Consider the following 20,308-nt stretch of genomic DNA (forward strand, 5'->3'; position numbering starts at 1 on the left):
TCCAGACAACAAAACGGCGATCCTGAGATCGCCGTTCCCGTTTACTGCCCGAATTGCCGTCCCAACCCACCGGGTACGCCATGGATATCGGTTTCCTCCCATGGCCCGTTCGGGCTGATCGAGCGGCTCCAACCGTTATCCCAGCGGTAATACGTGCGCTGGCGGTAGAAGGTGTTGGTCTGGTCATCGAGCACATACACGCCGAGTTTCGCATCCCAATGGCTGTTACCGCCCGGCGGTGGCGCGAAGCTGGCGGAAGTGCGTGGCAGCGGTTTGGCGGGTTTGGCTGGAACGCCGGGCTTGCCCGGGGTCGGCGATGTTGAAGGCGTCGGGCTAGGTTGCGACGGTGGGATCGGCGGCAGCGGCGTCGGCTCCGGGCGCTGGACCGCACATGCGCTCAACCCCATGACGAGACTGAGCAGGGTGATTCGAGCGATGGCGGTCATGGCGGTGCTTCCTGTTATTTGTCCGGGCTGTCGATGGTCAGTGTTTGTGCCGCGGTGGTGCTGCTGGCCAGAGGCTGGCTGCGACCGATCCACTCGCCGGCAGTCGGTTGGCCAGCGCGGGAGATGCGCGCAACCAGTTGGACTTCAGGGAAGTTCGACAGTTTCAACTGCGGCATCATGGCGTCGGCGTCGCCCAGTTCGACGGTCGCCGGCAAGTCGGCCACGGTCAGCCGTTTGGCCGCCAGCGGTGCGGGTGGACCGTTGGTGGCGCGGGCGAAGATGAACACGCTGTCGCCGGGCTGGACCTTGCCCTTGAGCGCTGGCGCCAGATCGACGCTGACCTTGAGTAGCGCCCCGACCTTCGCCGCAGGCGCCTGGGCCACCTTGCCACCGCTGGCTACGAGTTTTTCACTGGCCCGGGTAATGCCGCCTTGCAGTGCGGCGCGGGAATTGTCGTCCGGCGGCAATTGCGCCAGCAGGCGATTCCAGTAATCGATGGCGTCCTGATAACGCGCGCTCTCGAATGCGGCGATGCCCAGCAGGCCAAGGCTGGTGACTTCTTTCGGATCGGCCTTCAACGCTTCATCGGTCAGGGCCTGAACCTTGTCCGACCACTTCTTGCCATCGGCAAAATACTGAGCCTGAGCCCACTGGCCCAACAGTTCCGGCTGCCGTCCGGCCAGGTTCACCGTGCGTTCGAAGATCTTCGCCGCGTCGGCGGGACGATCCTGAGCCATGTACGTACGCCCGAGGAAATACAAACCTTCCGCCGAATCCGGTTGCGCCGCGACGGCACGCTCCAGGCGACGAGTCATCTCGTCCATCGACTGCGGCGCCTGGGCGAATTCGCGGGTCAATTCGACCTTGTCGCTGGCACCGAAATGCAGATACAGACCCAGGCCCAGCACCGGCACCAGAATTGCCGCCAGCAATGGCAATGGTTTGCCCAGACGGGAAACGCGCGGCGCCTCGACGCCTTCAGTGTCCGCGAGCAGTTCACGGGCCGCTTCGGCGCGACCGGTGTCCATTTGCGTGGTGTCGAGAACGCCCTCTGCCTGCTGAGTCTGCAACTCGGCTACGCGCTCCTGATACAGCGCGACGTTCAGGGCAGTACGATCCTCCTCAAGCTGGGCGCGACGGCCGCGCAGAACGGGGATCAACAGAAAACTCAGGGCAACCAGAAGCAGCAGACCTGCAGCAAGCCAGAAATCAATCATTCTTGGTTTTTATCCAACAGGTGGTCGAGGCGCTCGCGCTCCTCGGCAGAAAGCTCATCCCGGACGCCGGCGTTTTGCACGCGACGACGGCGGACGATCATGGCAATGATTACGAAACCGCCCAGCAACAGGCCGGCCGGGCCGAACCAGAGCAAAGCGGTCTTGGCGTTCAATGCGGGTTTGTAGCGGACGAAATCACCGTAGCGGTCAACCATGAAGTCGATGATCTGCTGATTGTCCTTGCCCTCGCCGAGCATGCGGAAAATCTCTTTGCGCAGGTCGGCGGCGATCGGCGCGTTGGAGTCGGCGATGTCCTGATTCTGGCACTTGGGGCAACGCAGCTCTTTGGTTAACTCACGGAACCGCTCGCGATCACCCTCCTTGGCGAACTCGTAGGTGTCGATGGCGGCGTGCGCCACGCCAGCCAGGCTCAAGCCCAAAACAACGGCAGCAATCCAGCGCTTCATGGCTTGGCCTCATCGACCAGCGCCTGATACTTGGCCGCCAGTTTTTCACGCCAGACCTGCTCATCAATCACGCCGACGTATTTGTCGCGGATGATGCCTTTGGCGTCGATGAAAAAGGTTTCCGGCGCGCCATACACACCGAGGTTCAGGCCGAGTGTGCCTGCGTCGTCACGGATGTCCAGTTGATAGGGGTTGTGAAATTCCGCCAGCCACTTCAAGGCGTCAGCGTTGACGTCCTTGTAGTTGATGCCATAAATCACCACGCCCTTTTCGGCCAGTTTGTTCAGCACCGGGTGCTCGACCCGGCAGGAAATGCACCAGGTGCCCCAGACGTTGACCAGCGCCGGTTTGCCGAGAATGTCCGCCTTGGTCAGGGTCTTGTCGCCCTGCACCGCCGGCAGGGAAAACTCCGGGAACGGCTTGTTGATCATCGCCGACGGCAGCTCGGCCGGGTCCAGGTACAACCCACGATAAAGGAACACAGCCACCACCAGGAAAATCGCCAGGGGCAACAGCATCAACCAACGCCTCATGCCGTCGCTCCCGTCATGCCCAGCGCTTCGCGCACACGGCTTTTCACCTTGACTCGATAGCGCCGGTCCAGCGCCGCCAACAGTCCGCCCAGACCGGTGAGCAACCCACCGAACCAGATCCAGCGCACGAACGGCTTGACGTGTACGCGCACGGCCCAGGCGCCATCGCCCAGAGGTTCGCCGAGGGCGACATACAGGTCACGGGTGAAACCGGCGTCAATCCCGGCTTCGGTCATCACCGAGTTCTGCACGGTGTACAGGCGTTTTTCCGGATGCAGCACGCTGACTTCCTTGCCGTCGCGGATCACCCGGACAGTGCCCTTGTCGGAGGTGAAATTCGGGCCTTCGAAGTGCTTGGCGCCTTCGAACACGAACTGGTAACCGCCCAGGTTCATGGACTCGCCCGGCGCCAGGCGCAGGTCGCGTTCGGCGCTGTTTTGACTCGACAGCACGACACCGAGTGCGCACACAGCGATGCCCAGATGCGCGACCTGCATGCCCCAATAACTGCGGGTCAACGTCGGCAGACCTTTGATCAGACCTTTGTGGCGAGTCTTGTCGAGAATGTCGCGCACGCCGGCCAGCAACACCCACGCTGCCAGCATAAAAGTGGCGATGACCGCCCAGTTGAAATCGCCATAAGCGACGCCCGCCAACACGGCCAACGCAGCGCTGCCGAGCAACACTGGGGTCAACATGCCCACCAGCCATTTGACCGGGGTGTCTTTCCAGCGCACCAGCATGCCGACAGCCATGACCACCATCAGCAACGCCATCAACGGAATGAACAACGCGTTGAAATACGGCGGGCCGACCGACAGCTTGGCGCCGGTCATCGCATCGAGGATCAGCGGGTACAAGGTGCCCAGCAGGATCATTGACGCGGCCACCACCAACACCAGGTTGTTGCCCAGCAACAGGGTTTCCCGGGACCAGAGGTTAAAGCCGACGTGGCTCTTCACCACCGGCGCGCGCAGGGCGAACAGCGTCAGCGAGCCGCCCACCACAAACAGAAGGAAGATCAGGATGAACACGCCGCGCTCCGGGTCGGACGCAAATGCGTGAACCGACGTCAGCACGCCGGAACGCACGAGGAAGGTCCCGAGCAAGCTCAACGAGAACGCCGCGATGGCCAGCAACACGGTCCAGCTCTTGAACACGCCTCGTTTTTCCGTGACCGCCAATGAGTGAATCAACGCGGTGCCCACCAGCCATGGCATGAACGAGGCGTTTTCCACCGGGTCCCAGAACCACCAGCCGCCCCAGCCGAGTTCGTAGTAGGCCCACCACGAACCGAGGGTGATGCCGATACCGAGGAATGCCCAGGCGACGATGGTCCACGGACGCGACCAGCGCGCCCACGCCGCATCAAGGCGACCGCCGAGCAACGCGGCGATGGCGAACGCGAAGGCGACGGAGAACCCGACATAACCCATGTACAGCATCGGCGGGTGAACGATCAGGCCGATGTCTTGCAGCAATGGATTGAGGTCACGCCCGTCCGCAGGAATCTGCGGCAGAATCCGCGCGAACGGGTTGGACGTGAGGATCAGGAACAGCAGGAACCCGGTGCTGATCATGCCCATCACCGCCAGCACCCGCGCCAGCATCACCTGCGGCAATTGCCGGGAGAACACCGACACCGCGAAAGTCCAGCCGCCGAGGATCAACGCCCACAGCAGCAATGAACCTTCGTGCGCGCCCCACACGGCGCTGAACTTGTAGTACCACGGCAATGCGCTATTGGAGTTGCCGGCGACGTAGGCCACGGAGAAGTCGTCGGTCATGAACGCGTAGGTCAGGCAACCGAAGGCAAACACCAGAAATGCGAACTGGCCCCAGGCAGCCGGTTGAGCGAGGCTCATCCACAAGCGGTCACCGCGCCAGGCACCGAGCAAGGGCACCACGGCCTGAACCAGCGCGAAACACAACGCCAGAATCATGGCCAGGTGGCCCAGTTCGGGAATAAAGATCGCGGACGTCATTGATCAACCCTCCTTCGCGGGTGTTGGAGCAGATTGACCACTGTCTTTCAACGCCTTGGTCACTTCCGGCGGCATGTATTTCTCGTCGTGTTTGGCCAGCACCTCGTCGGCCACCACCACGCCATCCGCATTGAGCTTGCCGAGGGCGACGATGCCTTGCCCTTCGCGGAACAGGTCCGGGAGGATGCCGCGATAGGTGATGGTTACGGATTTGTTGAAGTCGGTGACGATGAATTTCACGTCCAGCGAGTCGCCGGAACGTTGCAGCGAACCTTTCTCGACCATCCCGCCCGCACGAATGCGCGTGTCTTGCGGCGCTTCTCCGTTGGCGATTTGAGTCGGGGTGTAAAACAGATTGATGTTTTGCTGCAAGGCGCTCAGGGCCAGGCCGACAGCCGCGCCGACGCCGACCAGGATCGCGAGAATGATGATAAGACGCTTTTTGCGCAGCGGATTCACTTGCCGTTCTCCCGGCGCAAACGACGCGCCTCTTGTTGCAGATACCGCTTGCGGGCCAGGACCGGCGCCGCCACGTTAAGGACCAGAACTGCCAGGCAGATGCCATAGGCGGACCAGACATACAGGGCATGATGGCCCATGGCGAGGAAGTCGCCGAATGAAGCAAAACTCATCGAGCGGCTCCCAGACTGTTCTGTACTTCGGCCTTGACCCAACTGGCGCGGGCCTCACGCTTGAGTACTTCTAGGCGCATGCGCAGCAACAAGACCGCGCCGAAGAAACAGTAGAAACCCAGCACCGTCAGCAGCAGTGGCAGCCACATCTCGGCCGGCATTGCCGGTTTTTCGGTGAGGGTGAAGGTCGCGCCCTGGTGCAGGGTGTTCCACCACTCCACCGAGTATTTGATGATCGGGATGTTGATCACGCCGACAATCGCCAGCACCGCACAGGCCTTGGCCGCGCTGTCACGATTACTGATGGCGTTGCCCAGCGCAATGAGACCGAAGTACAGGAACAGCAGAATCAGCATCGACGTCAGGCGCGCATCCCAGACCCACCACGAACCCCAGGTCGGTTTGCCCCAGATCGCGCCGGTGACCAGCGCCACGGCGGTCATCCACGCACCGATGGGGGCCGCGCATTGCAGGGCGACGTCGGCCAGTTTCATCTTCCACACCAGCCCGACGATGCCGCACACCGCCAGCATCACGTAGACGGACTGCGCAAGCATGGCGGCCGGCACGTGGATGTAGATGATGCGAAAGCTGTTGCCCTGCTGGTAATCGGGCGGCGCGAAGGCCAGGCCCCAGACGACGCCGATGCCTATCAGCAGCAACGCGGCGATGCTCAGCCACGGCAGCAGCTTGCCGCTGATGCCGTAGAACCATTTGGGTGAGCCGAGCTTATGAAACCAGGTCCAGTTCATTGCTGTTTCCATCACGGTTGCTGCTTGTTATCAAAAGCAGCGCAGGGTCTGCTTTTTTTATAGAAGAGGTGGTTAAAATTTAACCGGACCTCATTATTCGCCGACGCTGATCTTCAGGCCAGCAGCTATTGCAAACGGTGTCAGGGTTATCGCGAGGGCGGTCAGGCTACCCAGCCACAAGAGATAACCGGTCGCCGGCATGCCTTGAAGGGCCGCCTGCAAGGCGCCACTGCCAAGGATCAACACCGGGATGTACAGCGGCAGAATCAGCAGCGCCAGTAACAGGCCACCCCGCTTCAATCCCACCGTCAGGGCGGCGCCCACTGCACCGAGCAAACTCAGCACCGGTGTACCCAGCAACAGGGAAAGCAGCAACACCGGCAGACAGGCGGTTGGCAAACCGAGCATCAACGCCAGCAGTGGAGCGAGCAAAACCAGTGCCAGACCCGAGAAGGCCCAGTGTGCCAGTACCTTGGCTAAAACCAGAAGAGGCAGGGGGTGCGGCGAAAGGACCCACTGTTCCAGGGAACCGTCCTCGAAATCACTGCGGAAAAGCCCGTCCAGCGAGAGCAGGACCGATAAAAGGGCCGCGACCCAGACCAGTCCCGGGGACAAGGTTTGCAACAATTGAGACTCGGGGCCGACCGCCAACGGGAACAGGGAAACGACAATCGCGAAGAACACCAGCGGATTGGCCAATTCCGCCGGGCGGCGGAACAACAGACGGGCTTCACGGGCGACCAGCAGGCCGAAAACACTCATACGGCCCAGCTCCCCAGATCGATGTCGCGATAGCCGGCCGGCATTCGGGTCAGCGTGTGGTGCGTGGTCAGCACCACCATGCCACCGCGTTCACAGTGCGCGGCCAGGTGTTCTTCGAGTTGCGCCACGCCCTGTTTGTCGAGCGCGGTGAATGGCTCGTCGAGGATCCACAACGGCGGGCTGTCCAGATACAGGCGCGCCAAGGCGACGCGGCGCTGTTGCCCGGCAGAAAGGGTGTGACAGGGAACATCTTCGAAACCGCGCATCCCGACGGCGGCGAGCGCTTGCCAGATGGCTTCGTGGGACGCCGGTCGATGCAGCGCACAGAGCCAGCTGAGGTTTTCTTCCGGGGTCAGCAAATCCTTGATGCCGGCGGCATGCCCGATCCACAGCAGGTTGCGCGCGAGTTCGTTGCGCTGCTCGTTCAGCGGTTCGCCGTTGAGCAGCACCTGACCGGCGGTCGGTTGCATCAACCCCGACAACAGACGTAAAAGACTGGTCTTGCCACTGCCGTTGGGGCCGCTGATTTGCAACATTTCGCCACTGGCCAGTCTCAATTCGAGATTTTCGAAGAGCAGCCGAAGGTCTCGCTCACAGGCGAGGGCAACGGTTTGCAGGACGGGACTGGTCAAGGGATCAGAGGCCTTTACGGTTCAAGTCGGCAGCGGCGCGGCCGCTAACTAAGGAGATGCAGCATAGATGCATGGTCGGCCTGTTCTAGAGAGCTGCGTCAAACAAATGCAATGTTTTTGCCACTCTCTGAAAGACGGGCGGCATTATACATGCCACGCCCGACTCTCAAGAGGGCAATTTCCTCAGGTTGTGACCGCGTATGACAGGCGAAATGAACATCCTCCCGCTACCGCAAATCACGCCCGCGACCTCGCGACCGCTGGTGCTGGGTGGCGACTTGCTTACGCTGCTGAAGCCGATGGAGGGCCTGATTACCCCCGGGCAATCTGCCCAGGCTGAAGTGCTGTCGCTCAAGCAGGCGGATCAGACTTTTCAACTGCTGCTTAAAGTCACCCTCGACAGCGGCCGCCAGACCACGGTTCAGGCCACCAGCAGTCAGCCGCTGCCCCAAGGCACGAGCCTTGCGATCACCCAACCCTCGGCGGGCAATCTGGCCGTCGTGGTGCAACAGGCCATCGCTTCCACCGTCGCCACCCTCACCCGCATCGACACTGCGCAATTGCCGGTGGGTACGCTGCTGCAAGGCAAAGTGCTGACGGCGCAAGTGATGCCGCAGGTGCCGGGCCAGCCGACGGTATTTCGCTCGCTGGTGAGCCTGCTCAACACGGCGCTCAGCGGCAGCACCCTGAGCATCGACAGCCCGACACCGCTTCGAATCGGCACCTTGCTGAGCGCGCTGGTGCAGGACACCCAGACCCTGAAATTCGTGCCGCTGAGCAATCGTCAGGAACAACTGGCGGTCACCCAGCAACTGGTCAGCCAGCAAAGCCGCCAAGGCTCGCTGGACGGACTGATCAAAGTCCTGCAAAACCTGCCGACCTCGGATCAGACTTCCAGCGATCTGCGAGTCGCGGTGGACAAGTTGCTCGCCGGCCTGCCGGACGTCCAGCAACTGAGCACGCCCAAAGGCCTGGCCCAGGCACTGGCCAATAGCGGCCTGTTCCTGGAGACGAAATTGCTCACCGGGCAAAATCCGACGCTGGCCCCGGACATGAAAGCCGATCTGCTGAAGCTGATCGCGCAACTGACGCCAGGGCTGCCGGCCAACACCAACCTGAATGCGATCATTGCCGCCAACACGCTGGTCCAGGCGATGCCGAGTTTCGTGCGCAGCGCCCTTGGCATGCTCGGCCAGGTCAGCGCCAAACCTTTGCCCACCAGCTTTCCTCTACCCGAGCGCTTTTTGCAGAGCCTGGAAGGCGAAAGTGACCTGGAACATTTGCTGCGTCTGGCCGCCGCAGCGGTTTCACGCCTGCAAACCCATCAACTGTCGAGCCTGGAGCAAACGGGCGTTACGGACGATGGCCGTTTAATGAGCACCTGGCAGCTGGAAATCCCGATGCGCAACCTGCAGGACATCGTGCCACTGCAGGTCAAGTTTCAGCGCGAGGAAGCACCGGAGAAAGAACAGTCCAACGAACGCCGTGACGACCGCGAACCCAAGCAGCAACTGTGGCGCGTCGAACTGGCCTTCGACATGGAGCCACTGGGGCCCTTGCAGATTCAGGCGCAGTTGATTCAGGGCAGCCTGTCCAGTCAGCTGTGGGCCGAACGGCCGTACACCGCCAGCCTGATCGAGAGCAACCTGGCCGGCCTGCGCGAACGCTTGCTGGCGTCAGGCCTGAACGTCGGCGATCTGGATTGCCACCTCGGCACACCGCCGCAAGGCGCACAAACCAAACTGGAACAACGCTGGGTCGACGAAACCGCATGAGACATCCCGATACGCCACGCCAGGCCATTGCCCTCAAGTACGACGGCACCCATGCTCCGACTCTCACGGCCAAGGGCGATGAAGCACTGGCGGAAGAAATCCTGCAGATTGCGCGGGATTACGAAGTGCCGATCTACGAGAATGCCGAGCTGGTGAAACTGCTGGCGAGGATGGAGCTGGGGGACAGTATTCCGGAGGAGTTGTACCGCACAATCGCCGAGATCATTGCGTTTGCCTGGAATCTGAAAGGCAAGTTCCCCGAGGGGCATGACCCTAATGCGCCGGCGATCGAGAAAGACATTACCGAGCGCGGCGACGACTACTGATCGTGCGAGGGGCCTTCGCGGGGCAGACCTCGCGCCTACAGAACTTTCGAATAACCCGGACGCCATCAATCTGTTGAAGTGCGCAAAAGCCACGAAGGTGTCGCCGCTCGTCACCACTGTCATATCTGACAGTAGTTACTAAACCTCCCGGACGCTCTGATAGCGGGTCCTGAACCGCATTCATCTCACGGAGGATTACTGTCATGAGCAATAAATCCAAAGGCGCACTCCAGCAAAAACCTGATAGAGACTTGGGACAGATACTCGTCATGGGTGCGCGCGGTTGCAATCGCGCGATCGGCGCGTTCCATCCCAGCAGTTGGAGGCTTGTAGCGCTGGACGCCGATACCCTGCAGCCGATTGTCGTCAGCTGGCAATACAAAAATGGTGGGCGGCCCGTCTTGGGCAACGATTTTTTTGACACCCAACCCGATCAGCACCTGATCGTAAGCTCAGGCACAGAGCGCGTGACTCTTAATCCGTTGAACATCAGCGGTAATTTCCCGGCGATGTGCGCGCTGCGTGACGATAAAACATTGCACGCATGGGGGTGGGACGAGTTCGGTGGCGAGCTTCCCGAAGAGATCAGACAAATTAAGGACGCAGAGCAGATAGAGTCATCGATGGCCGCTTTTGCAGTACGGCGCGCCAACGGTAGTGTGCAGGCGTGGGGAAGCCCATTGAACCCCAGTTCGTTTGTACCGCCAGATATTGCGGCACTGACCAATATTGTTGGAGTCTTCGGGGGCAATCATGTGTTTGTTGCTCTGCTGACGACTGGACAAGTTGTGGCATGGGGACTGGAGGACGCGGGTGGCAAGTTACCTGACAGGATTGCCGCGCTGACCGATGTTGTAGGTGTTGTAGGCACTCAGTACGCGGTTGCGGTCTTGCGCCGAACGGGTCAAGTCGACGCGTGGGGCGACCCGGACAATGGCGGTGAATTATCTGAAGATGTGCGCCAATTGAGGGACGTTGTGCAAATAGCCCACTGCGGCAGGAATTTCGCCGTACGCCGCGCCAATGGAAAGCTGGCCGTTTGGGGAAGCAGGACAGGTCTTCCTCCGATACCCCCAGATATTGCCGATTTGCAAGACGTCGTTGGTATCGAAGGTAGATCTGGCGCCTTGGCGGTGCGCAGGGCAAATGGGCAGGTCAAGGCTTGGGGTTCCACGCCACGTGACACGCCACCCAAGGACATTGCCGACCTCTTCGACATCGTTGACGTCAGAAGTACTTCCTACTCTTTCATTGCATTGCGCGCCACTGGCCAGGTAGTTGCGTGGGGGGACGGGATGACATCTGTGGTGCCAGACGCAATCGCGCGACTGTCGGACATTGTGGCGATCACTACCAACCATGAAGCGGCCGCGGTCCTGCGTAGCAATGGTGAAGCCATCGCCTTCGGAGACCCCGCGACCGGCGGTGACAATTTAGATGTTGCACACCTGCTGACCAATGTGCGGGCGGTCTATGGAGGGACGTTTACTTTCACGGCGTTAAGGGCGGACCGCAGAGTGATTTCGTGGGGAGACCCGCAAAGAGGAGGTACCGGCGAACAGAAAGCACTTTATGGTTTGATTTCCTATGCCGGCAAATCTGAGCTTTAAGTGTTTCGCTGGGGGTGATTTGCCAACGCATGAAAAGATCGCAGCCTCCGGCAGCGCCTACAAGGGAATGTGTTCACCCGTAGGAGCTGCCGGAGGCTGCGATCTTTTGATCTTTCAGTTCTTGTGCAATTTGCTCATCAACTCCGCCTCAGCCTGGGTCAACCCGCAGGACTGAGTCAGTTCATCAACACTCGCGCCCATCCCGACCAGTCGTGCCGCCTGGGCAAACGACAGGCTCGACGGGTCGCGTTGTTCCAGTTGAGCCAGTTTGTCCGGCAACGGCGCAACCACCGAACGCAGCTCGTGCAGGTCTTCACCCATGCGCACGGTGCCGCTCTGGTAGTTGTCAACGCGCTTGCCCAGGTCCTTGATGCGCTGATCGCGCAGCGCATCGCCCTCGGCTGTTTTCGCAGCGATGTGTCGCTGACCGCGAATGTACGCCAGAAACATCGCCAGGGTGCCTGCCCAGAAGAGGAACAGGACAATGACCGCCACCTCAAGAATCAATCAGATGTTCTCCAGGTCCGACCATTCTTCTTCGCTCATCATCTTGTCCAGTTCGACAAGGATCAGCAGTTCGTTGTTCTTGTTGCACACGCCTTGAATGAACTTGGCGGACTCTTCGTTACCGACGTTCGGCGCGGTTTCGATTTCCGACTGACGCAGATAAACCACTTCGGCCACGCTGTCGACCATGATGCCGACCACTTGCTTGTCGGCTTCGATGATGACGATACGGGTGTTGTCGCTGATCTCGGCGTTCATCAGGCCGAAGCGCTGACGGGTGTCGATCACGGTGACCACGTTACCGCGCAAGTTGATGATGCCCAGCACGTAGCTCGGGGCACCCGGGACCGGGGCGATTTCGGTGTAGCGCAGGACTTCCTGAACGCGCATCACGTTGATGCCGTAGGTTTCATTGTCCAGCTTGAAGGTTACCCATTGCAGGATCGGATCTTCAGAACCTTTTGCAGACGTCGCCTTCTCATTCATACCCTGACCCCTCGAAAAAACCGCGCTGGCGGTGTGTGTTCTGTGCGATGGCAATTCAGCTTGCCCCGCGTGTTTTTATGTCGGTTTTTGGACCGGCTTGAGGCCGACCATGTGCTTCGCTCCACCGCTGGCAATCAGCTCGGCCAGGGCGGATACATCGAGCAACGCACACATGTGTTCAATCACCGTGCCCGCCAGCCATGGCCGTTGACCACGGTGGCTGCGCCATTTGATTTCGTTCGGGTCCAGGCGCAACGAGCGGCTGACCTGATGCACCGCCAGTCCCCACTCGTAGCCCTGAACCGAAATAACGTATTGAAGGCCTTGACGGAAGTCGTCGCGATAGCGGTCGGGCATGACCCAACGGGCGGTATCGAGGACTTTCAGGTTGCCGGCCTGGCTCGGCAGGATTCCGAGGAACCATTCCGGCTGACCGAACAGCGGTGTCAGTTCCTGACCCGCCAGCGAATAAATCGAACCGAGGCATACCAGCGGCACGGCCAGGGTCAACCCGGCGACGTCGAACAGCAGGCATTCGAACGGCTCGGCGGCCCACGCGGGGCGGCCGTCGGTTTCCACCGGAGGCGGCGTGTTGCTCGGTGGCAGGTGAACTTCGACGATCGGTGGTACCAACGCTTGCAGCAGCGGCGCGATGGTCGAGACAGGCGCCAAAACCGGTGCCGGCGCCTCGGTCAGCGCCGCCGGGGCTGTGTCGACCGGGGCAACTGCTACGACCGGTGCGGCAATCGGCGCGGCAACGGCTGGCGATTTCTCGGCCGGTTTCTGCGCATCGCGGGCCTGCTCTTCTAGCACCGCTGCCTGAAACTCGTCCAGCGCCGCTTCAGCCTCGACCACCTCGGGAATCGCTTCGATTTGCGCCGGCAACTCTTCGGTCGCGTCCATCAGCAAGCTGTCCAGATACGACTGGAGCGCCAGTTGCGGACGGGAAGTAATTTTTACCGGACGATTCATCTCAGGCCACCTGCGCAACGGATTGCTGCATCAGCATGTGCTTGAGCAATGCGCGGTAAGCCAGCACGCCACGGCTCTTGCCGTCGAATTGCGAAGGCGTGACGCCTGCCCGGCTGGCGTCGCGCAAACGGGTATCGACCGGGATGTAGCCCTGCCAGATTTCTTCCGGGTATTTGTCGCGCAACACGCGCAAGGTCCCGAGGGACGCCTGGGTGCGGCGGTCGAACAGGGTCGGCACGATGCTGAAGGCCAGCGGCTGTTTGCGCGAACGGTTGATCATCGCCAAGGTGTTGATCATGCGTTCCAGGCCCTTGACCGCCAGGTGCTCGGTCTGCACCGGGATGACCAATTGCTGACTGGCCGCCAAGGCATTGACCATCAACACGCCAAGCAACGGCGGGCTGTCGATCACCGCGTAATCGAAGTCCTGCCACAATTGCGCGAGGCTCTTGGCGATCACCAGGCCCAGGCCGCTTTGCCCCGGCGACTGACGCTCGAGCGTCGCCAACGCGGTGCTCGACGGCAGCAGGGAAATACTCGCGTGGCTGGTGGGCAGCAGCAACTGCCCGGGCAAACCTTGCGGCACGCTGCCCTTGTGCAGGAACAGGTCGTAGCTGCTGTGTTCCAGGGTGTCGGGGTCGTAACCGAAGTAGCTGGTCATCGAGCCGTGGGGGTCGAGATCGACCACGACCACGCGCTTGCCCGCCTCGGCCAGTAACCCGGCTAAAGCGATGGAGGAAGTGGTTTTACCGACACCACCCTTTTGATTGGCGACTGCCCAGACTCTCATTCGGATTGTTCCACCCGGTCGGATCGACCGGGAAATAGCTCAGCGTGTTAATACGGGTGACGGAGAATTGACGGCGCTCTCTCGTCCCGGCGACTTGACCGGAGCAGGTGCAGTTTGTGTGCCAGCACGCTTCAACGCGGCATCCGGTTGCGCATGAGCGGTTCCGGTACCGGTGAGGCTGCGACGGACATCGAGATTTCGCGACACCACCAACACCACGCGGCGGTTACGCGCCCTGCCCTCCGCCGTGGCGTTATTGGCCACGGGTTGGAATTCGCCGTAACCCACCGACGCCAGCCGGCCAGGGTTCACACCCTGCATCGCCAGCATGCGCACGATGCTCGCCGAACGGGCCGAGGACAGCTCCCAGTTGGTCGGGTACTGCGCGGTGCGGATCGGCTGGTCGTCGGTGAAACCTTCGACGTGAATCGGGTTGTCGAACGGCTTCAGAATCCCGGCGACCTTGTCGATGATGTTGAATGCAACGTCGCTGGGCATCGCATCGCCACTGCCGAACAACAGGCTGGAGTTGAGTTCGATCTCGACCCACAACTCGTTGCCACGCACGGTCATCTGATTGGAACTGATCAAGTCGCCGAACGCGGCGCTGATGTCGTCGGCAATGCTCTTCAGCGGATCACTGGCCCCGGCGATACCGGCGTCGACCTGCTCGCTGTCCTTGACCAGCGGCTTGGCCGGGGTCACGGTCTGCGGGCGCTCTTCGCCGATGGGAATCGGCTTGAGCGAACGATCCGCATCGGTGAACACGCCGATCAACGCCTGTGAAATGACTTTGTACTTGCCTTCGTTGATCGAAGAGATCGAGTACATCACCACGAAAAAGGCGAACAGCAACGTGATGAAGTCGGCGTAGGAAACCAGCCAGCGTTCGTGGTTGACGTGTTCTTCAGGTTGCCTGCGACGAGCCATAGTCCATTACTCCCATCAATCCATGAAGCCCTGAAGCTTCAACTCAATAGAGCGTGGGTTTTCACCTTCGGCGATCGACAGAATGCCTTCCAGCAGCATTTCGCGATAACGCGACTGACGCAGCGCGACGGACTTGAGTTTGGAGGCAATCGGCAGCAACACCAGGTTGGCACTGGCCACACCATAGATGGTGGCGACGAAGGCTACGGCAATGCCGCTGCCCAACTGAGTCGGATCGGCCAGGTTGCCCATGACGTGAATCAGGCCCATCACCGCACCGATGATGCCGATGGTCGGCGCGTAACCACCCATGCTTTCGAAGACTTTGGCGGCTTCGATGTCGCGGCTTTCCTGGGTGTAGAAATCCACTTCCAGGATGCTCCGGATCGCTTCCGGTTCGGCACCGTCCACCAGCAGCTGCAGGCCTTTGCGCGAGTAGCTGTCGGGTTCGGCGTCGGCCACCCCTTCCAGCCCGAGCAGACCTTCCTTGCGTGCGGTCAGGCTCCAGTTCACAACGCGATCAATGCCGCCGGCCAGGTCCACCCGCGGCGGAAACAGAATCCAGCCGAGAATCTGCATGGCACGCTTGAACGCGCTCATCGGCGACTGCAGCAATGCCGCGCCGATGGTCCCGCCGAGTACGATCAACGCGGCCGGACCGTTGGCGAGCGCGCCGAGGTGGCCGCCTTCCAGGTAGTTACCGCCGATGATGGCGACGAACGCCATGATGATGCCGATAAGGCTCAATACATCCATCAGATACACGCCTCAACCAGGTGTTTGCCAATATCGTCGAGGCCGTACACCGCATCGGCGAGTTCGGCTTTGACGATTGCCATCGGCATGCCGTAGATCACGCAGCTCGCTTCATCCTGAGCCCAGATCGAACTGCCGCCCTGCTTGAGCAGGCGCGCGCCTTCACGACCGTCGGCGCCCATGCCGGTCAAGACGACCGCCAGAACTTTGTCGCCGTAGGTTTTGGCTGCGGAACCGAACGTGATGTCCACGCAGGGCTTGTAGTTCAGACGCTCGTCGCCCGGCAGGATTTTCACCGCGCCACGGCCGTCGATCATCATTTGCTTGCCACCCGGCGCCAGCAGCGCCAGGCCCGGACGCAGGATGTCACCATCCTCGGCTTCCTTGACGCTGATGCGGCAGAGCTTGTCCAGTCGCTCCGCGAACGCCTTGGTGAAGGCTGCCGGCATGTGCTGGATCAAGACGATCGGGGCCGGAAAATTCGCCGGCAATTGCGTCAATACGCGTTGCAGGGCAACCGGTCCGCCGGTGGACGTGCCGATGGCAACCAGCTTGTAGGCTTTGCGTTTCGGCGCTGGCGACGACGGTGCGTAAGCATGAGCAGGCGCATGAACAGGTGCGCGAGCCGGAATTGGCGCCGGACGTGCCGCAGCGCTGTGGCCATAACTGCCAATGCTGGAAGGCGCAGGTGTCGGAACTGCCAGAGCTGCCGCGGCAACGGGGGCCGGCGCGCTGTAGGTGCTGACACGGCGATTACTGCGCGAGATGCTGAGAATCTTCTCGCACAGCAGTTGCTTGACCTTCTCGGGATTGCGCGAAATATCTTCGAAATTCTTCGGCAGGAAATCCACCGCGCCGGCGTCCAGCGCATCCAGGGTGACCCGGGCGCCTTCGTGGGTCAGCGAGGAGAACATCAACACCGGCGTCGGGCAGCGCTGCATGATGTGCCGCACCGCCGTGATGCCGTCCATCATTGGCATCTCGTAGTCCATGGTGATCACGTCCGGCTTGAGTGCCAGTGCCTGATCGATCGCTTCTTTGCCGTTGGTCGCCGTGCCGACAACCTGGATGTTCGCATCCGCTGAAAGAATTTCCGAGACGCGGCGGCGGAAAAACCCCGAATCGTCCACCACCAGGACTTTGACTACCATAAACACTCCGTTAGGCGGGAGCGAGGCTCAGTCGCCCCGCGCCCTCCAGAATCAAATACGCCGTGCGGCGTAACGCTTGAGCATGCTCGGCACATCGAGAATCAGCGCAATGCGGCCGTCACCGGTGATGGTGGCGCCCGACATGCCCGGGGTTCCCTGGAGCATTTTGCCCAATGGCTTGATGACCACTTCTTCCTGGCCCACCAGTTGATCGACGACGAAGCCGATCCGCTGGGTGCCCACCGAAAGGATCACCACATGGCCTTCGCGCTGCTCTTCGTGAGCAGCGGAGCTGACCAGCCAGCGCTTGAGGTAAAACAGTGGCAGCGCCTTGTCCCGCACGATCACCACTTCCTGACCGTCCACCACGTTGGTGCGCGACAGGTCGAGGTGGAAGATCTCGTTGACGTTCACCAGCGGGAACGCAAACGCCTGGTTGCCGAGCATGACCATCAGCGTCGGCATGATCGCCAGGGTCAACGGGACCTTGATGACGATCTTCGAGCCCTTGCCCTTGGTCGAGTAGATATTGATGGTGCCGTTGAGCTGGGCGATCTTGGTTTTCACCACGTCCATGCCCACGCCACGACCGGACACGTCGGAGATCTCGGTCTTGGTCGAGAAGCCCGGCGCGAAGATCAGGTTGAAGCAGTCGGACTCGCTGAGGCGGTCTGCCGCATCCTTGTCCATCAGGCCTTTCTTGACCGCGATACCGCGCAGAACATCGGCGTCCATGCCCTTGCCGTCATCGGAGATGGACAGCAGGATGTGGTCGCCTTCCTGTTCGGCGGACAGAATCACTTTGCCGCTGCGCGGCTTGCCCATCGCTTCGCGCTCGGCCGGCTCTTCGATACCGTGATCGACCGAGTTGCGCACCAAGTGGACCAACGGGTCGGCCAGGGCCTCGACGAGGTTTTTGTCGAGGTCGGTTTCTTCGCCGACCAGCTCCAGGTTGATCTCTTTCTTGAGCTGGCGAGCCAGGTCACGAACCAGGCGCGGGAAGCGCCCGAAGACTTTCTTGATGGGCTGCATCCGGGTCTTCATGACCGCGGTTTGCAGGTCGGCGGTGACCACGTCAAGGTTCGATACGGCTTTGGACATGGCCTCATCGGCGCTGTTGGCACCCAGGCGAACCAGACGGTTACGCACCAGTACCAACTCGCCGACCATGTTCATGATTTCGTCGAGTCGCGCGGTGTCGACCCTTACGGTAGTCTCGGCTTCGCTGGCCGGTTTTTCCCCCGGTGGCGCGGACGGTGCGCGGGCAGGTGCCGGTGCAGCAGCGGCAGCAGCGGCAGCAGGCTTGGGTGTTTCGGCTTTTGGCGCGGGTGCCTTGGCGACAGGTGCCGGGGCTTTGGCGACAGGCGTTGCCACCGAAGACGCGGCAGAACCGGTGCCGACTTCCGTGAACTTGCCTTTACCGTGCAATTCGTCGAGCAGCGATTCGAATTCGTGATCGGAGATCAGATCACCGCCCGCCGCTGCGGCGGTTGCAGCCGGGGTCGGGACCGAAGCAATCGCCGATTCCAGCGCATCGACGGCAAAGTTGCCCTTGCCGTGCAGTTGATCGAGCAGTGCCTCGAATTCGTCGTCGGTAATGTCGGAGCTATCGCCTGGCGCTTTTGGTGCAGCGGGCGCGGCGGGAGCAGGTGCAGCCGATGCGGCCACCGCATCTACGGCGAACTGGCCTTTGCCGTGCAATTGGTCGAGCAACGACTCGAACTCGGCATCGGTGATTTCATCGCTGGCTGCCGCATCGGCAGAAGTGACTGGAGCAGCCACTGGCGCCTCGGCCTGAGCCTTGACGGCGTTCAGCGAGTCCAGCAGTTGTTCAAATTCGTTATCGGTAATGTCGCCCGATTCGGCTTCGGCAGCCGGTTGTTCCAGCTCAGCCACAGGCGCGGCTTGATCGGCGGATTGCGGCTCGGCCAGACGGGCCAGCGCCGCGAGCAATTCAGGTGTAGCAGGCGTGATCGGGCTGCGTTCGCGGACTTCAGTGAACATGCTGTTCACCGCGTCCAGCGCTTCGAGAACCACGTCCATCAGTTCCGAGTCGACGCGACGCTCACCCTTGCGCAGGATGTCGAACACGTTCTCGGCGATGTGACAGCACTCCACCAGCTCGTTGAGCTGGAGGAAGCCGGCGCCCCCTTTTACAGTGTGAAAACCGCGAAAAATTGCATTGAGCAAATCCGCATCATCCGGTCGGCTTTCTAGCTCGACCAGCTGTTCGGACAGTTGCTCTAGAATCTCGCCGGCCTCAACCAGAAAATCCTGAAGGATTTCTTCATCGGCGCCGAAGCTCATTAAGGGGGTGCTCCTAACAGGTCTAAAAACCTAAAATACCTAAAATTCTAAAACCCTAGGCTGGATAGCAAATCGTCCACATCGTCCTGACCGGACACAACGTCTTCTCTTTTATCGGCATGAATCTGCGGACCTTCACCCTGAGAGAGATGTTTTTGCGGATCTTTTTCTGCAAGCATCGCGTCACGGTCATGTTCGATGCCCGCGAAGCGGTCCACCTGGCTGGCCATGAGTACGAGCTTGAGCAAGTTGCTTTCCACTTCGGTGACCAGTTGGGTCACACGCTTGATCACTTGACCGGTGAGGTCCTGATAATCCTGGGCGAGCAGGATGTCGTTGAGGTTGCTCGACACGGCGCGACCGTCTTCGCTGCTGCGCAGTAGAAAACCGTCGACTCGCCGGGCCAGTTCGCGGAACTCCTCAGCCCCGACTTCGCGACGCATGAACCGTCCCCAGTCGGTGCTCAATGCCTGGGCTTCATCACTCAGGCGGTTGACCAGCGGCGTGGCGTTTTCCACCAGGTCCATGGTGCGGTTGGCCGCGGCCTCAGTCAGCTTGACCACATACCCCAGACGCTCGGTGGCGTCGGTGATCTGGGACACTTCCTCGGCTTGCGGCATGTTCGGGTCAATCTGGAAATTGACGATCGCGCTATGCAACTCACGGGTGAGTTTGCCAACTTCCTGATACAGGCCGCGGTCACGGGTCTGGTTGAGCTCATGGATCAGTTGCACAGCGTCGCCGAACTTGCCTTTTTCGAGGCTCTCAACCAGTTCGACCGCGTGTTTTTTCAGGGTCGATTCAAAATCGCCCTGTGAAGATTCTTTGTGGTCCATAGCTCCCCCGTGGCGCAACTTCTCAACCGATGCGTTCGAAAATCTTCTCGATTTTGTCTTTCAACGCCTGGGCCGTGAAGGGTTTGACCACATAGCCGTTAACACCGGCCTGGGCCGCTTCGATGATCTGCTCGCGCTTGGCTTCAGCGGTGACCATCAGCACTGGCAAGTGCTTGAGCTTTTCATCGGCGCGCACGTGGCGCAGCAGGTCGATACCGGTCATGCCGGGCATGTTCCAGTCCGTTACCAGAAAGTCGATGCTGCCGCTGTTGAGCACCGGAATGGCAGTAGTGCCATCGTCGGCCTCGACCGTGTTGGTGAACCCAAGGTCACGCAACAGGTTTTTTATGATCCGCCGCATCGTTGAGAAGTCATCAACGATGAGGATTTTCATGTTCTTGTCCAATTCGACCTCCAAGCAGTCTTAAACGCGCCC

General features: G+C 60.8%; 23 protein-coding genes. 3 read left to right on the plus strand and 20 right to left on the minus strand.

Translation table 11 applies throughout. The features are described 5' to 3' along the window. Nucleotides 1–41 precede the first annotated feature (41 nt). The 10 genes from ACYZT4_RS13145 to ccmA all read right to left on the minus strand — a co-directional run bounded on the left by ACYZT4_RS13145 (nucleotide 42) and on the right by ccmA (nucleotide 7,426). On the minus strand, nucleotides 42–446 hold the full coding sequence (locus ACYZT4_RS13145; protein ID WP_461988350.1) for a hypothetical protein: 405 nt from the start codon (nucleotides 444–446) through the stop codon (nucleotides 42–44). A gap of 14 nt (nucleotides 447–460) precedes the next feature. Beyond that, entirely contained in the window at nucleotides 461–1,663 is a 1,203-nt protein-coding gene (ccmI, locus tag ACYZT4_RS13150) for a c-type cytochrome biogenesis protein CcmI (RefSeq protein WP_461988351.1), read from the minus strand. After that, nucleotides 1,660–2,130, minus strand: a complete 471-nt coding sequence (locus tag ACYZT4_RS13155; protein WP_461988353.1) for a cytochrome c-type biogenesis protein — start codon at nucleotides 2,128–2,130, stop codon at nucleotides 1,660–1,662. Before ACYZT4_RS13155 ends, ccmI begins: the two co-directional genes overlap by 4 nt. Further along, entirely contained in the window at nucleotides 2,127–2,663 is a 537-nt protein-coding gene (locus ACYZT4_RS13160; RefSeq protein ID WP_461988355.1) for a DsbE family thiol:disulfide interchange protein, read from the minus strand. Before ACYZT4_RS13160 ends, ACYZT4_RS13155 begins: the two co-directional genes overlap by 4 nt. Further along, nucleotides 2,660–4,648 carry a heme lyase CcmF/NrfE family subunit gene (locus tag ACYZT4_RS13165; protein ID WP_461988356.1) on the minus strand — a complete coding sequence of 663 codons (1,989 nt, stop codon included), beginning with the start codon at nucleotides 4,646–4,648 and terminating at the stop codon, nucleotides 2,660–2,662. Before ACYZT4_RS13165 ends, ACYZT4_RS13160 begins: the two co-directional genes overlap by 4 nt. 3 nt (nucleotides 4,649–4,651) lie before the next feature. Beyond that, nucleotides 4,652–5,107, minus strand: a complete 456-nt coding sequence (gene ccmE / locus ACYZT4_RS13170; RefSeq protein ID WP_054596313.1) for a cytochrome c maturation protein CcmE — start codon at nucleotides 5,105–5,107, stop codon at nucleotides 4,652–4,654. Then, nucleotides 5,104–5,280, minus strand: coding sequence for a heme exporter protein CcmD (gene ccmD / locus ACYZT4_RS13175; RefSeq protein ID WP_392886510.1), 177 nt, complete (start codon nucleotides 5,278–5,280; stop codon nucleotides 5,104–5,106). The genes ccmE and ccmD overlap by 4 nt, the downstream gene beginning before the upstream one ends. Beyond that, entirely contained in the window at nucleotides 5,277–6,032 is a 756-nt protein-coding gene (locus ACYZT4_RS13180) for a heme ABC transporter permease (RefSeq protein ID WP_461988358.1), read from the minus strand. Before ACYZT4_RS13180 ends, ccmD begins: the two co-directional genes overlap by 4 nt. Nucleotides 6,033–6,125: 93 nt before the next feature. Further along, nucleotides 6,126–6,794, minus strand: a complete 669-nt coding sequence (gene ccmB, locus ACYZT4_RS13185) for a heme exporter protein CcmB (RefSeq protein WP_084320586.1) — start codon at nucleotides 6,792–6,794, stop codon at nucleotides 6,126–6,128. Continuing rightward, nucleotides 6,791–7,426 carry a cytochrome c biogenesis heme-transporting ATPase CcmA gene (gene ccmA / locus ACYZT4_RS13190; protein ID WP_461988361.1) on the minus strand — a complete coding sequence of 212 codons (636 nt, stop codon included), beginning with the start codon at nucleotides 7,424–7,426 and terminating at the stop codon, nucleotides 6,791–6,793. Before ccmA ends, ccmB begins: the two co-directional genes overlap by 4 nt. 200 nt (nucleotides 7,427–7,626) lie before the next feature. Here ccmA and fliK point away from each other — a divergent pair, with 200 nt between their 5' ends. The 3 genes from fliK (at nucleotide 7,627) to ACYZT4_RS13205 (ending at nucleotide 11,137) form a co-directional block, all read left to right on the plus strand. After that, nucleotides 7,627–9,201, plus strand: coding sequence for a flagellar hook-length control protein FliK (gene fliK / locus ACYZT4_RS13195; RefSeq protein WP_461988363.1), 1,575 nt, complete (start codon nucleotides 7,627–7,629; stop codon nucleotides 9,199–9,201). Then, nucleotides 9,198–9,527 carry an EscU/YscU/HrcU family type III secretion system export apparatus switch protein gene (locus ACYZT4_RS13200; RefSeq protein WP_461988365.1) on the plus strand — a complete coding sequence of 110 codons (330 nt, stop codon included), beginning with the start codon at nucleotides 9,198–9,200 and terminating at the stop codon, nucleotides 9,525–9,527. Before fliK ends, ACYZT4_RS13200 begins: the two co-directional genes overlap by 4 nt. A 203-nt stretch (nucleotides 9,528–9,730) precedes the next feature. After that, entirely contained in the window at nucleotides 9,731–11,137 is a 1,407-nt protein-coding gene (locus tag ACYZT4_RS13205) for an RCC1 domain-containing protein (RefSeq protein WP_461988367.1), read from the plus strand. 114 nt (nucleotides 11,138–11,251) lie between these two features. On the opposite strand, the gene ACYZT4_RS13210 is transcribed toward ACYZT4_RS13205, so the two are convergent. From ACYZT4_RS13210 to ACYZT4_RS13255, 10 genes are all read right to left on the minus strand, one after another. Next, nucleotides 11,252–11,644 (minus strand): DUF2802 domain-containing protein, encoded by a 393-nt coding sequence (locus tag ACYZT4_RS13210; protein WP_461988369.1) that lies wholly within the window; start codon nucleotides 11,642–11,644, stop codon nucleotides 11,252–11,254. Beyond that, entirely contained in the window at nucleotides 11,645–12,130 is a 486-nt protein-coding gene (locus ACYZT4_RS13215) for a chemotaxis protein CheW (protein ID WP_461988370.1), read from the minus strand. Nucleotides 12,131–12,205: 75 nt separating this feature from the next. Then, nucleotides 12,206–13,102: a CheW domain-containing protein gene (locus ACYZT4_RS13220; RefSeq protein WP_461988372.1), complete on the minus strand. Its 897-nt coding sequence runs from the start codon at nucleotides 13,100–13,102 to the stop codon at nucleotides 12,206–12,208. A 1-nt stretch (nucleotide 13,103) separates the two neighbouring features. Continuing rightward, a complete protein-coding gene (locus tag ACYZT4_RS13225) occupies nucleotides 13,104–13,892 on the minus strand; it encodes a ParA family protein (RefSeq protein ID WP_461988373.1) in 789 nt (262 codons plus the stop codon). Nucleotides 13,893–13,931: 39 nt separating this feature from the next. Beyond that, nucleotides 13,932–14,822 (minus strand): flagellar motor protein MotD, encoded by an 891-nt coding sequence (gene motD, locus ACYZT4_RS13230; RefSeq protein ID WP_461988376.1) that lies wholly within the window; start codon nucleotides 14,820–14,822, stop codon nucleotides 13,932–13,934. Between the two features lie 15 nt (nucleotides 14,823–14,837). Next, entirely contained in the window at nucleotides 14,838–15,578 is a 741-nt protein-coding gene (locus ACYZT4_RS13235; RefSeq protein ID WP_027922374.1) for a flagellar motor protein, read from the minus strand. Then, nucleotides 15,578–16,729 carry a protein-glutamate methylesterase/protein-glutamine glutaminase gene (locus ACYZT4_RS13240; protein WP_461988379.1) on the minus strand — a complete coding sequence of 384 codons (1,152 nt, stop codon included), beginning with the start codon at nucleotides 16,727–16,729 and terminating at the stop codon, nucleotides 15,578–15,580. The genes ACYZT4_RS13235 and ACYZT4_RS13240 overlap by 1 nt, the downstream gene beginning before the upstream one ends. A gap of 51 nt (nucleotides 16,730–16,780) precedes the next feature. After that, nucleotides 16,781–19,036, minus strand: a complete 2,256-nt coding sequence (locus ACYZT4_RS13245; RefSeq protein WP_461988380.1) for a chemotaxis protein CheA — start codon at nucleotides 19,034–19,036, stop codon at nucleotides 16,781–16,783. A gap of 47 nt (nucleotides 19,037–19,083) precedes the next feature. After that, nucleotides 19,084–19,872, minus strand: a complete 789-nt coding sequence (locus tag ACYZT4_RS13250) for a protein phosphatase CheZ (protein WP_461988382.1) — start codon at nucleotides 19,870–19,872, stop codon at nucleotides 19,084–19,086. 22 nt (nucleotides 19,873–19,894) lie between these two features. Beyond that, complete coding sequence (locus ACYZT4_RS13255; RefSeq protein WP_024012118.1) at nucleotides 19,895–20,266, minus strand: chemotaxis response regulator CheY; 372 nt, start codon at nucleotides 20,264–20,266, stop codon at nucleotides 19,895–19,897. Between the last annotated feature and the right edge of the window lie 42 nt (nucleotides 20,267–20,308).

Source organism: Pseudomonas sp. GB2N2 (assembly GCF_054897705.1).

What these genes read in the sequence shown, in the direction of transcription:
- ACYZT4_RS13205 (WP_461988367.1), top strand. Translation starts at nt 9,731, where the DNA reads ATGAGCAATAAATCCAAAGGCGCACTCCAGCAAAAACCTGATAGAGAC.
- ACYZT4_RS13220 (WP_461988372.1), bottom strand. Translation starts at nt 13,102, where the DNA reads ATGAATCGTCCGGTAAAAATTACTTCCCGTCCGCAACTGGCGCTCCAG.
- ACYZT4_RS13165 (WP_461988356.1), bottom strand. Translation starts at nt 4,648, where the DNA reads ATGACGTCCGCGATCTTTATTCCCGAACTGGGCCACCTGGCCATGATT.
- motD (WP_461988376.1), bottom strand. Translation starts at nt 14,822, where the DNA reads ATGGCTCGTCGCAGGCAACCTGAAGAACACGTCAACCACGAACGCTGG.
- ACYZT4_RS13235 (WP_027922374.1), bottom strand. Translation starts at nt 15,578, where the DNA reads ATGGATGTATTGAGCCTTATCGGCATCATCATGGCGTTCGTCGCCATC.
- ACYZT4_RS13155 (WP_461988353.1), bottom strand. Translation starts at nt 2,130, where the DNA reads ATGAAGCGCTGGATTGCTGCCGTTGTTTTGGGCTTGAGCCTGGCTGGC.
- ACYZT4_RS13200 (WP_461988365.1), top strand. Translation starts at nt 9,198, where the DNA reads ATGAGACATCCCGATACGCCACGCCAGGCCATTGCCCTCAAGTACGAC.
- ccmI (WP_461988351.1), bottom strand. Translation starts at nt 1,663, where the DNA reads ATGATTGATTTCTGGCTTGCTGCAGGTCTGCTGCTTCTGGTTGCCCTG.
- ccmB (WP_084320586.1), bottom strand. Translation starts at nt 6,794, where the DNA reads ATGAGTGTTTTCGGCCTGCTGGTCGCCCGTGAAGCCCGTCTGTTGTTC.
- ACYZT4_RS13240 (WP_461988379.1), bottom strand. Translation starts at nt 16,729, where the DNA reads ATGGTAGTCAAAGTCCTGGTGGTGGACGATTCGGGGTTTTTCCGCCGC.
- ACYZT4_RS13225 (WP_461988373.1), bottom strand. Translation starts at nt 13,892, where the DNA reads ATGAGAGTCTGGGCAGTCGCCAATCAAAAGGGTGGTGTCGGTAAAACC.
- ACYZT4_RS13215 (WP_461988370.1), bottom strand. Translation starts at nt 12,130, where the DNA reads ATGAATGAGAAGGCGACGTCTGCAAAAGGTTCTGAAGATCCGATCCTG.
- fliK (WP_461988363.1), top strand. Translation starts at nt 7,627, where the DNA reads ATGACAGGCGAAATGAACATCCTCCCGCTACCGCAAATCACGCCCGCG.
- ACYZT4_RS13180 (WP_461988358.1), bottom strand. Translation starts at nt 6,032, where the DNA reads ATGAACTGGACCTGGTTTCATAAGCTCGGCTCACCCAAATGGTTCTAC.
- ACYZT4_RS13250 (WP_461988382.1), bottom strand. Translation starts at nt 19,872, where the DNA reads ATGGACCACAAAGAATCTTCACAGGGCGATTTTGAATCGACCCTGAAA.
- ACYZT4_RS13245 (WP_461988380.1), bottom strand. Translation starts at nt 19,036, where the DNA reads ATGAGCTTCGGCGCCGATGAAGAAATCCTTCAGGATTTTCTGGTTGAG.
- ACYZT4_RS13160 (WP_461988355.1), bottom strand. Translation starts at nt 2,663, where the DNA reads ATGAGGCGTTGGTTGATGCTGTTGCCCCTGGCGATTTTCCTGGTGGTG.
- ACYZT4_RS13255 (WP_024012118.1), bottom strand. Translation starts at nt 20,266, where the DNA reads ATGAAAATCCTCATCGTTGATGACTTCTCAACGATGCGGCGGATCATA.
- ccmD (WP_392886510.1), bottom strand. Translation starts at nt 5,280, where the DNA reads ATGAGTTTTGCTTCATTCGGCGACTTCCTCGCCATGGGCCATCATGCC.
- ACYZT4_RS13145 (WP_461988350.1), bottom strand. Translation starts at nt 446, where the DNA reads ATGACCGCCATCGCTCGAATCACCCTGCTCAGTCTCGTCATGGGGTTG.